Raw genomic sequence first — 9,185 nt, forward strand, 5'->3', positions numbered from 1 at the left:
GCGAACATGAACCCCGCGCCGTCGGCGGGATCGAGGTCCCACAAGAGCGTCCGGCGCACAGGGTTCTGCGCGCTGCACCAAGCGAGGTTGGTGGCAATCGTCGTCTTGCCGACGCCGCCCTTCGCGCTGTAGACTGCAATCACCGCCATCACGCACTCCTGCGTGTCTGTTCCTGCGCCTTGCTCGGCTGACCGGCAAGGGGATCGGCAAGGCGTTCCCGCCGTGGGACAAGACGAGGGGCGAAGCTTGCTCGGCCGCGATCAGAAGGCGCCCAGCAGCAGCAGCACCTGAAGGAACAGGGCCAGCACGATCTGGGTGCAGAAGAGCAGCACGCAGAAACGCCAGAAGGCCGAAAAGCGGCTGAGGCCGTAAGCGTGGCGCAGCTGTTTGTAGAGGTGCAACGGGGCTGCGATCAGGAAGAGCAGCGCTGCCCAGTCGCTGCCGTCGGGAATCGTGCTGAGGATCGACATGACGATGAACAGCAGGGACATGAAGCTCAGCGAATAGGTGATGAAGATCGCGTGGTCATAGGCCTTGTACTGCCGCCGCCACGCGAACATCAGCCACAGGAACGGCAGCGACAGCGGGATCAGCAGCCAGCTGAACTTGTAGCCGTTCGATTGCAGCTTGTAGAGCATCAGGCTGGGGTTCTTCTGCCACTTCTTGATGATGCCCTCGTCGAGGAACTTGATCCCCGTGCCGGTGACATTGATGTCGCTGGTGTCGATTTCGACCGCGCTCCTGGGCTGGGCTTCGAGGACCCGGTTCAGCCCGACCAGCTCGTTGTCGATCTCGCCGCGCCGCGGATCGCCCTTGGGCAAGCCGTCGCGTTCCTTCTGGAGGTCGGTGATCTGCTTCTGCACCTCGGACTTGACCACCGAGTTGCCGCTGGCGCCATCCATGAAGCCCTCGGTGATGTCGGACGGCGCCGAGATCCCGACCATCTGGAACACCGCGAACATCGCAAAGACGGTGAACAGGAACATCGCCATCGGGCTGACGAACCTGGCCCGCTCGCCCGCGATATAGCGGCGGGTAAGCTCACCCGGCTTGAACGCGAGCAGCGGGAGAGTCTCCCACAGCTTGCCGTCGAGGTGCAGCACCCCGTGCATGATGTCATGCCCGATCGCGGAAAGGCTGCGGTGGATATGGGCCTTCTGGCCGCATTCCGGGCAGAAATTGCCCGTGAACACGGTCTGGCAATTGGCGCAGGTGGACGGCCCTGCGTGGGCCTCCCCCGCCGCATCGGCCTGCGGGCGATCGAGGGTGCGGCCGAGCAGCCCGCCCTCGATTGCCGTACCGATGCCCTCACCGAAATCGCTCATCGCCTGCGCCCCTGTCTTCGGGCGCTTATAGGCGTAAAGCCGTGGGGCGAGAAAGCGGCTATTTGCCCCTTGGCACCTGCTGGCGAGCCTGCGCGCGCTACTTGCTGGCGAGCTTGCGCTCAATCGCGGTCCACAGCTGCGCGATCGCGCGCGCCGCGGGCGAGCGCGGGGCGAAGGCGCCGACCGGCTGGCGCATCGTCGCGCATTGCTCCACCGCGCTCGCCAGCGGGATCGCCGGCCAGGTCGGGTTCGCCTCGCGCGCGGCCTTGTGGAGCGAGCGCCTGAGATCGAGCATCGAGAGCACCGGCAGGATCGGCGGGTGCCCCTTGCCGATCCCGCGCACCTCCTCGACCACCACCTCGAAGGCGCGGGCCGAGAGCGGCGAGGGCGGCAGCGGGACGATGACGAGATCGGCCGCGCGCATCACCTGCGCACTCAATTCGTTGAGCACCGGGGGACAATCGAAGATGATCCGGTCGTAGCTCTTGCCCAGCGTCTCGGTGAGCTTGGCGAGCCGCTTCTTCTTGCCGAGCTTGTCGAGCTGGCGGTCCAGCGAACGGATGCTCTCGTCCGCCGGCAGCAGATCGAGGCCACCGAAAGCCGTTGCCTGGATCAGCTTCTCGGGATCGCTGTCCTCGTCGAACATGCTGTCGGCGCTGCGCTTTTTCTTGGGGTCGATCCCCAGCAGGAACCCCGATCCGTTCGAGGCATCAAGGTCCCACAGCAGGGTCTTGCGGCGCGAAATGGCGCTCGCGCACCACGCCAGATTGACCGAGAGCGTCGTCTTCCCGACCCCACCCTTGACGCTGTAGACCGCGATAGATGCCATGCGCCCCGTCCGTGTTACACTTTGATTACAATGACAAGGCATAGCGCCGCCGCCGCCAATGGCAAGGCCTGCACTGCATCAGTCAAACTGCGGTCAAGCGAGGCGCGCGCAGGACGGACAGATCCGGCAACGCAAAAAGGGGCCGGCATCGCCGACCCCTTTTTGCGTTGCCGCGTCGCGGGAGGCATGCGCCCCCGCCGCGCCAATCAGCCGTCGTAATCGCCGCCCAGCGACGAGGTGCGCGCGGGCGCCGAGGCGGTGATCCGCAGTGCTTCGGCCGACTGGCTGAGCGAGCCGATCTCGTCGGCCTCGTCCTCGTCATCGGGAAGGATCTTCTGGAGGCCGACGACCAGCGATTCATGCAGGCCGGCAGGCGTCACGGTCTGCTCGGCGATCTCGCGCAGCGCCACGACCGGGTTCTTGTCGCGATCGCGGTCGATGGTCAGTTCGCTCCCGCCCGAAATCTCGCGCGCGCGCTGTGCAGCGAGCAGCACCAGATCGAAGCGGTTGGGAATCTTGTCGACGCAATCTTCAACGGTAACGCGTGCCATGGGCGGGCCTTATACAAGAATCGCAGGTGCGGGGAAGCGCGCCAGCTAAGCGCGGGAGCGCGCCAAGTCAAGGAAAAGGGGGATGTCGCCGCGCGGTGGCAGCGCCGGCTAGCCCGCGCCGCGCGTGGCTGCCAGCAGCCTAGCCCCCACGCTATGCGCCGCCGCGTAGACCGGCCCCGGCAGAACCCTGCGCAGGCGGCGCTTCAACGCCTCGCGGCTCACCAGCGGCGAATCCGACATCTGCGCATGGACGCCGAAGTTGCGCAGCTTCTGGATCGGAGCGATCGCCGACCAGTCGCCCGGCCCGACGATCTGCTGGCCCTCGATCGACAGGACCGGCTTGCCCGAGATTCGCGCGATGGTGATTGCCTGCGCCTGCTCGCTCTCGATGAACAGCATCGCCTTGCTGTCGCGGTAGACCTCGCCCTTGTACTTGCCATGCACGCCGAGCCGTCGGCGCTCTGCCGCCGAGGGCAGGTCGAGCATTACCAGCCTGTCGTAGTGCACGCCGTGCCGTTCCAGCCATGCCTCGGTCTGGGGCCGGTATTTCTCGAGCCGGCTGGTGACGAGACAGCCGATCCGCTGCGTGGGCCGATACAGCGGCGATGCGCCCAGAAGGAATTCCACATAGGCCGGGCCATCGTCGTTCTCGGCCGCGCAAGGATCAAGGCACAGCACGCCGTCGATGTCGACGCAGGCGTGCTGGAGATAGACATGGTGGATGAAGTTCCATTCGAAGATGCGCGGCAGCGGCAGGATCTCGAAGGCGAGATCGACCTCGTCCTTGCCATCCGGCACAACATAGACGGCAGCGAAAGTGAACCTGATGTCGCCCGCCAGATGTTGCAGCCGCGCTTTCGCCTCGCGCATCGCATGACCGCGGTTGAGGCTGTCATCGATGACCAGCACGTGCCGCGCCTCGCTGAAATCGCCGATCAGGCCCTTGTGCTGCTTGGTCTGACCGGTGCCTGCAAGCCGCCTGTCAAGGAACCTGTCGAGTTCCGCGTAGCGAAGATTCAGCATCAGCGAGATCGTGATCGCGGGAAGAATGCCGCTGCGCGGAATGCCGACGATCAGATCGACGTCTTTGGGAATGCGGTGCAGGCTCTTCGTGACGAGGTCCGAGAGATCGCGAAAACTGCGGTACTTCATGAAATCCCCCATGCGTTAATGCAAATCCAAGTATGAAATCTGAGGAAGCGGCGCGCTTTAACGTGCGTTAGCGGCTGCCCTGCATTCGAGGGGCGGGCAGGCTTGCACCCCCGTGGGCGGCCCGCTAATCCTGCGTGACCGGGGCCCAGCAACCTCCCATCGAGGCCGAGAACGGCCCAAGCGTTGCCTCGTCATCTCCCCTTGGCGCCTATCCGCTGGAGGGCCATTTTCGAGGTAGGCATGGCCGACACGGACCTATCGCTTGGCACTCGGGGCGCTTCTGCCCCCACCTTCACGGAACTCGTCTCCGCCTTCACCCGCATCGGCTTCCTGAGCTTCGGCGGCCCGGCCGGGCAGATCGCGCTGATGCACCGCGAGCTGGTGGAGGAGCGTGGCTGGTTGGCCGAGGACGACTTCCTCCACGCGCTCAATTTCTGTCACCTGCTCCCCGGGCCCGAGGCGCAGCAGCTGGCGACGTGGATCGGCTGGCGCTTGGCTGGCGCGCGCGGAGGGCTCGCGGCGGGGCTGCTGTTCGTGATCCCGGGAGCCTGCATCATCCTTGCGCTGTCGGTGCTCTATGCGCTGGCGGCGAACCTCGGCTGGGTGGCGGCGCTGTTCACGGGGGTGAAGGCGGCGGTGCTGGCGATCGTGGTGCAGGCCTTGCTGCGGATCGCGGGGCGCGCGCTCGATACCGGCGTGAAGCGGGGGCTGGCGGGGGCGGCGTTCGCCGGGCTGTTCCTGCTCGGCCTTCCCTTCCCGCTGATCGTGCTCGGATCGGGGGTGATCGGCATGATCGTCGCCAGGGCGCGGCCCGGCCTTCTGGCGCTGAAGCCGGGCAAACCGGGCGCGGTGCTGCCCGCGCGGCCGTGGCGCACCACCATCCTCGCGGTGCTGGTGTGGGGCGCGATCTGGGCCGCGCCGATGGCGCTGATCGCCGCGACGCTGGGGCAGGGGCATGTGCTGTGGCAGATCGGCGCGTTCTTCTCGCAGCTCGCTATCGTGACTTTCGGGGGCGCTTACGCCGTGCTTGCCTATATGGCGCAGGAGGCGGTGCAGGGGTTCGGCTGGCTGCAACCCGGCGAGATGGCCGACGGGCTGGGTCTGGCCGAGACCACGCCGGGCCCGCTGATCCTGGTGACGCAATTCGTCGGCTACCTCGCCGCCTTCCGCGCGCCAGAACCGTTCACGCCGCTGGTCGCAGGGCTGCTGGGTGCGGGGCTGACGACCTGGGTGACCTTCGCCCCGTGCTTCCTGTGGATCTTTGCCTTCGCGCCGTGGATCGATCGGCTGGGGCAGGCGGTGTGGCTCAAGGGCGGGCTTGCGGCGGTAACCGCGGCGGTGGTGGGGGTGATCGCCAACCTCACCCTATGGTTCGGCTTGCACGTGCTGTTCGCCCGCGTCGGCGAGGTGACGGCGGGACCGTTCACCCTGTCATGGCCCGAGCTTGCCAGCTTCGATTGGCGCGCAGGCGCGCTAGCGCTGCTCGCCGTCGCGCTCGCCTTCGGGGCGAAGTGGGGCGTGCTGCGGCTGCTGGCGGTGTGCGCGGGCGGCGGTCTCTTGCTCGGGCTAGCCGCCTAGAAGCAGGCTTTGAGTCCCGTCTCGCGCCGCGTTCAGATGATCGGCCACGCCTTATAGATGCTGTAGGCGCTGGTCACGATCAGCACCAGCGACACCATCAGCAGCAGCGTGCGCGGCTGCACCCGGCTTGCCAGCACCGCCCCGAACGGCGCCGCGACCACCCCGCCGAGGATCAGCCCGGCGGTGATCTTGGTGAAGGCGGCCACGCCAAGGGTGAGCAGGAAGGTGACCGAGATCGACAGCGTCAGCAGGAATTCGGCGGTGTTGACCGTGCCGATGACCTTCCTCGGGTCGCCGCCCTGGATCAGCAGGTTGCTCGTCACCACCGGCCCCCAGCCGCCCCCGCCGGCGGCATCGAGAAAACCGCCCGCCAGTGCCAGCGGGCTAGTGTATTTGGGGTCGGCGAATTTGGGCTGCGACAGGCGGATCGCTCGCCACAACAGGTAGAAGCCGATCCCGGTCAGATAGAGCATCACGAAGGGCCGCGCCGCGCTCGCGTCGATGTTCGACAGCACATAGGCCCCCGTTACTCCGCCCAGCACCCCGAAAGGCACCAGCCGCCGGAACAGCCCCCAGTCGACATTCCGCTGCCACATGTGGCTGAGGCCCGAGGCGCCGGTGGTGAACATCTCGACGAGGTGCACGCTCGCCGAGGCGCTCGCCGGGGGCACGCCCATCGCGCTGACCAGCAGCGTCTGGGTGGTGACCCCGAAGGCCATGCCCAGCGCTCCGTCGATCATCTGTGCGGTGAAGCCGATGGCGATGAAGGGCAGGAGCTCGAGAAGGAACTGGGTCAAGTCCGGCATGAGGCGGTCCTCTCTGCGAGGGTGGAAAAGGTCGGATGGCTTAGAAAGTGACGGCGGCGGTCGCGCCGCGGGTGCGCCGGTCGCCGGGAAACCCCGCGATCAGCCCGGTCTTGCCCGGGCCAACGAAGCGCTGCTCGAACCCGTCGCAGGTGAGGCCGAAGGGCACGCCAAGCCCGCGGATGTTGACCGCGGCGTTACGCGGGTCGGAGGAATAGAACTGCAAGGTGGGCGCAAGCTGCTGGAGGCGGTTCACGTTGAAGGCCCCCGTCTCGTCGAGCTGCTTGGCGCCGGGCACCGACACGGCGAGCGGAATGTCCTGCGCACTTTCGGAGCGGCGGCGGACGGTGACGATGATGTCATTGCTGTCCGGCTCCTCGGTGGCGGCGGTTTTGGCGGGATCGGCAGGGCTTGCGTCCTGCGCGCTGAGCGGTGCGGCCAGCGTCGCAGCCACAGCGGCGGCGGACAGCAGGCCGGAGTGCAGCAGGCGGCTGCGGGGGCAAATCGGATACATGGTCTCGCCTTTGCAAGCGGGCATGCATCCGGTGGTCCGGTCTGCGGTTCCCTGTTCGGTTGTGAGTGGAGAGGATCTCGTCTGGCCGGTCAGTCGGTCAGGCGCTTCCCTTCGGTAACGTCGATCTGCATGACCTTGCCGTCATGCACGGTCGGCTGGATCGCGCTGTAGCGCAGGCGCAAAAGCGCCTCGCCGACCAGCGCCAGAGCTTCGGGCAGAATGCCCCCCCGAGGCAGAGCCTTTCTCGCTGTGGTCCATGGATGGGCCTTTCGTTGCGCGGACGGTGCCCGCAGCGCAGGAATTAAACTCAAGCGATTGGCTTGACAATATACCTCGCGCACAAAATTTTGCACTGCGGCAAAGGGGAGGCTGGGTGCGGCAAAGGACCGATGGCTGCCCGGTTCAGACCGTATCGCCGTCGAATGGCGGGACTGGCGCGATCGGATCGGAAAGGCGAATGCCGTCAAGGATCTGCGCGGTCCGGTCGCGCACATTGAGCATCAGCGCGCGGGTGCGGCACTCGCCTTCCTCGAGGCAGTTCTTGCACTTCTCGTGAGCGTAACGGCTCGCGCAGGGTACCAGCGCGAGGCTGCCGCGCATGTGACGCATCAGGTCGCCATAGGTGATGTCGAGCGGCGGGATGGCGAGCCAGTAGCCGCCCTCGCGCCCGCGCAGCGATTCGACCAGGCCCGAACGGGTCATCTCGGAGAGGATCACGGTCAGGAACTTGGCCGGGATCTTCTGCGCCTCGGCGATCGCGGCAAGCTGCACCGGCCCCTCGCCATAGTGGTCGGCAAGGTGCTGCATCGCGCGGATCGCGTAGCGGGTCTTCTGCGACAGCATGGGCGATTGTCTATCCCCCGGGTAAGGATTCCGGTCAAGACCGTGCGGGGCCGGCGTGCACCCCCGCAAGCCTGCCCCCTTTCACCGCGCGAGGCTGTCATTTTGTCCCATCCCTGCGCTAGAGCAGCCGCCATGGCTTCCGCTCCCGCTCCCGCCGCTGCCGAATCGCCGGAGCGCGCGCCCGATTACTGCGATCTCGATCCCTTCAGCCTGACCGCAGCGGGGCACGATTTCACCTTCTATCCCCACGGGCAGGACCGGTTGAAGGCGCTCGTCGCGCTGATCGAGAGCGCGCAGACCAGCCTTGCGGTGTTCTACTACCTGTTCGACAGTGACACTTCGGGCACCATGGTCCGCGACGCGCTGGTCGCGGCGGCGCGGCGGGGGGTGAAGGTCGATCTGATCGTCGACGATTTCGGCAATGATGCGGGCGCAGAGTTCTTCGATCCGTTGGTCGAGGCCGGCGGCAGTTTCGCAATCTTCTCGCCGAAGTGGGGCAAGCGCTATCTGGTGCGCAACCACCAGAAGTTCACCATCGCCGACGAGGCGCGGGTGATGACCGGGGGCGCCAATGTCTCCGACCACTACTTCGCGATCCCCGCCGAGAACGGCTGGTGCGATCTCTCGGTGCTGATCGAGGGCCCGGTCGCCGCACAGTTCACCCGCTGGTTCGGCCTGCTCCAGAGCTGGGTCGCGAACGAGGTACAGGGCCGCACCCGAAAGCTGCGTGCCTTGCGCGATATCGTGAAGGATTGGGACGGCGGGGATGGCCCGGTGCGCCTGCTGGTCGGCGGGCCGCTGGTAAGGCAGGGGCACTGGGCCTGGGTGCTGAGGAAGGATCTGGTCGGCGCCACCCGGCTTGATACGGTGTCGGCCTATTTCTCCCCGCCTCGCAGCTTCCGCCGCCTGTTCGCCCGCATCGGCCGCCGCGGGCAAGCGCGCATGATCATGGCCGGCAAGTCCGACATCGCCGCCGCGATCGACATGGCGCGGCTGCTCTACGGCAAGCTCCTGCGCGCGCGGGTGAAGATCTTCGAGTTTGCGATCTGCAAGCTCCACATGAAGCTCATCGTGGTGGACGATGTCGCCTTTGTCGGCAGCGCCAATCTCGACAAGCGGAGCTTCCGCATCAATGTCGAGCTGATGGTGCGGATCGAGGATGCCGCGGTGGCTGCCGCAATGCGCAATCTGATCGACCACATGGCCGAGGCGAGCGAGCCCATCACCCCGGCCTGGTACGCCCGCCACAGCACCTTCCTCAACCGTCTGCGCTGGCGCGTCGCCTATTGGCTGAGCCTTGCGGATTACCGGATCAGTAAGGCGGGCACCGTCTAACCTGTTAGCCGTATCGTTAACGCGGCCTTTACGGGTCCCCCCCTAGACAAGCACCATGCGGGGAATGCTCGACAATTTGCGCCTGAAGGTGATGCCGCCGATCCCGGAAGCTATCCGCGACCAGTTCACTCTGCTGCGCGCGCGGCGGGTCGAGACGCAGACGACCGTGATGTACGTGATGCTGCTCGCCACCACGCCGACCGCGGCCTGGGCGGGGGCGGCCAATCTTCACTGGGGCATCAAATACGGCATGCC

Annotated in this window: 11 protein-coding genes and 1 pseudogene; 3 read left to right on the forward strand and 9 right to left on the reverse strand. The window is 66.5% G+C overall.

Annotation, left to right across the window (positions count from 1 at the left end; genetic code table 11):
• The 5 genes from NBV68_RS14370 to NBV68_RS14390 form a co-directional block, all read right to left on the reverse strand.
• Positions 1 to 149, reverse strand: a 149-nt coding sequence (locus tag NBV68_RS14370) for a ParA family protein (protein ID WP_296310894.1), incomplete at its 3' end; no start/stop codon positions are given.
• A 111-nt stretch (positions 150 to 260) separates the two neighbouring features.
• On the reverse strand, positions 261 to 1,325 hold the full coding sequence (locus NBV68_RS14375) for a DUF3667 domain-containing protein (protein WP_296310879.1): 1,065 nt from the start codon (positions 1,323 to 1,325) through the stop codon (positions 261 to 263).
• A 97-nt stretch (positions 1,326 to 1,422) separates the two neighbouring features.
• Positions 1,423 to 2,154, reverse strand: coding sequence for a ParA family protein (locus tag NBV68_RS14380; RefSeq protein ID WP_296310880.1), 732 nt, complete (start codon positions 2,152 to 2,154; stop codon positions 1,423 to 1,425).
• 206 nt (positions 2,155 to 2,360) lie between these two features.
• Positions 2,361 to 2,705, reverse strand: coding sequence for a DNA-directed RNA polymerase subunit omega (rpoZ, locus tag NBV68_RS14385; protein ID WP_296310882.1), 345 nt, complete (start codon positions 2,703 to 2,705; stop codon positions 2,361 to 2,363).
• A gap of 108 nt (positions 2,706 to 2,813) precedes the next feature.
• Positions 2,814 to 3,857: a phosphoribosyltransferase gene (locus NBV68_RS14390; RefSeq protein WP_296310883.1), complete on the reverse strand. Its 1,044-nt coding sequence runs from the start codon at positions 3,855 to 3,857 to the stop codon at positions 2,814 to 2,816.
• Between the two features lie 240 nt (positions 3,858 to 4,097).
• On the opposite strand from NBV68_RS14390, the gene chrA reads away from it, so the two are divergent.
• Positions 4,098 to 5,435, forward strand: a complete 1,338-nt coding sequence (chrA, locus tag NBV68_RS14395) for a chromate efflux transporter (RefSeq protein ID WP_296310885.1) — start codon at positions 4,098 to 4,100, stop codon at positions 5,433 to 5,435.
• A gap of 32 nt (positions 5,436 to 5,467) precedes the next feature.
• Here chrA and NBV68_RS14400 read toward each other — a convergent pair whose 3' ends face one another.
• The 4 genes from NBV68_RS14400 to NBV68_RS14415 form a co-directional block, all read right to left on the reverse strand.
• On the reverse strand, positions 5,468 to 6,241 hold the full coding sequence (locus NBV68_RS14400) for a sulfite exporter TauE/SafE family protein (protein WP_296310887.1): 774 nt from the start codon (positions 6,239 to 6,241) through the stop codon (positions 5,468 to 5,470).
• 40 nt (positions 6,242 to 6,281) lie between these two features.
• A complete protein-coding gene (locus NBV68_RS14405) occupies positions 6,282 to 6,752 on the reverse strand; it encodes a TonB-dependent receptor plug domain-containing protein (RefSeq protein WP_366068370.1) in 471 nt (156 codons plus the stop codon).
• Between the two features lie 89 nt (positions 6,753 to 6,841).
• Positions 6,842 to 7,063 carry a YezD family protein gene (locus NBV68_RS14410; RefSeq protein WP_296310889.1) on the reverse strand — a complete coding sequence of 74 codons (222 nt, stop codon included), beginning with the start codon at positions 7,061 to 7,063 and terminating at the stop codon, positions 6,842 to 6,844.
• A gap of 91 nt (positions 7,064 to 7,154) precedes the next feature.
• Positions 7,155 to 7,595, reverse strand: a complete 441-nt coding sequence (locus NBV68_RS14415) for an Rrf2 family transcriptional regulator (protein ID WP_296310891.1) — start codon at positions 7,593 to 7,595, stop codon at positions 7,155 to 7,157.
• 132 nt (positions 7,596 to 7,727) lie between these two features.
• Between NBV68_RS14415 and NBV68_RS14420 the strand changes: the two genes are divergently transcribed.
• A complete protein-coding gene (locus NBV68_RS14420) occupies positions 7,728 to 8,930 on the forward strand; it encodes a phosphatidylserine/phosphatidylglycerophosphate/cardiolipin synthase family protein (protein WP_296310893.1) in 1,203 nt (400 codons plus the stop codon).
• A gap of 64 nt (positions 8,931 to 8,994) precedes the next feature.
• A pseudogene (locus tag NBV68_RS14425) lies at positions 8,995 to 9,185 on the forward strand (sensor domain-containing diguanylate cyclase); the annotation flags it as partial.

The organism is Erythrobacter sp., assembly GCF_023653175.1.
GTDB lineage: Bacteria > Pseudomonadota > Alphaproteobacteria > Sphingomonadales > Sphingomonadaceae > Erythrobacter.

Bases quoted from the DNA above. Each gene is read 5' to 3' on its own strand.
- NBV68_RS14375 (WP_296310879.1), bottom strand. From the start codon at position 1,325: ATGAGCGATTTCGGTGAGGGCATCGGTACGGCAATCGAGGGCGGGCTG.
- NBV68_RS14380 (WP_296310880.1), bottom strand. From the start codon at position 2,154: ATGGCATCTATCGCGGTCTACAGCGTCAAGGGTGGGGTCGGGAAGACG.
- rpoZ (WP_296310882.1), bottom strand. From the start codon at position 2,705: ATGGCACGCGTTACCGTTGAAGATTGCGTCGACAAGATTCCCAACCGC.
- NBV68_RS14390 (WP_296310883.1), bottom strand. From the start codon at position 3,857: ATGAAGTACCGCAGTTTTCGCGATCTCTCGGACCTCGTCACGAAGAGC.
- chrA (WP_296310885.1), top strand. From the start codon at position 4,098: ATGGCCGACACGGACCTATCGCTTGGCACTCGGGGCGCTTCTGCCCCC.
- NBV68_RS14400 (WP_296310887.1), bottom strand. From the start codon at position 6,241: ATGCCGGACTTGACCCAGTTCCTTCTCGAGCTCCTGCCCTTCATCGCC.
- NBV68_RS14405 (WP_366068370.1), bottom strand. From the start codon at position 6,752: ATGTATCCGATTTGCCCCCGCAGCCGCCTGCTGCACTCCGGCCTGCTG.
- NBV68_RS14415 (WP_296310891.1), bottom strand. From the start codon at position 7,595: ATGCTGTCGCAGAAGACCCGCTACGCGATCCGCGCGATGCAGCACCTT.
- NBV68_RS14420 (WP_296310893.1), top strand. From the start codon at position 7,728: ATGGCTTCCGCTCCCGCTCCCGCCGCTGCCGAATCGCCGGAGCGCGCG.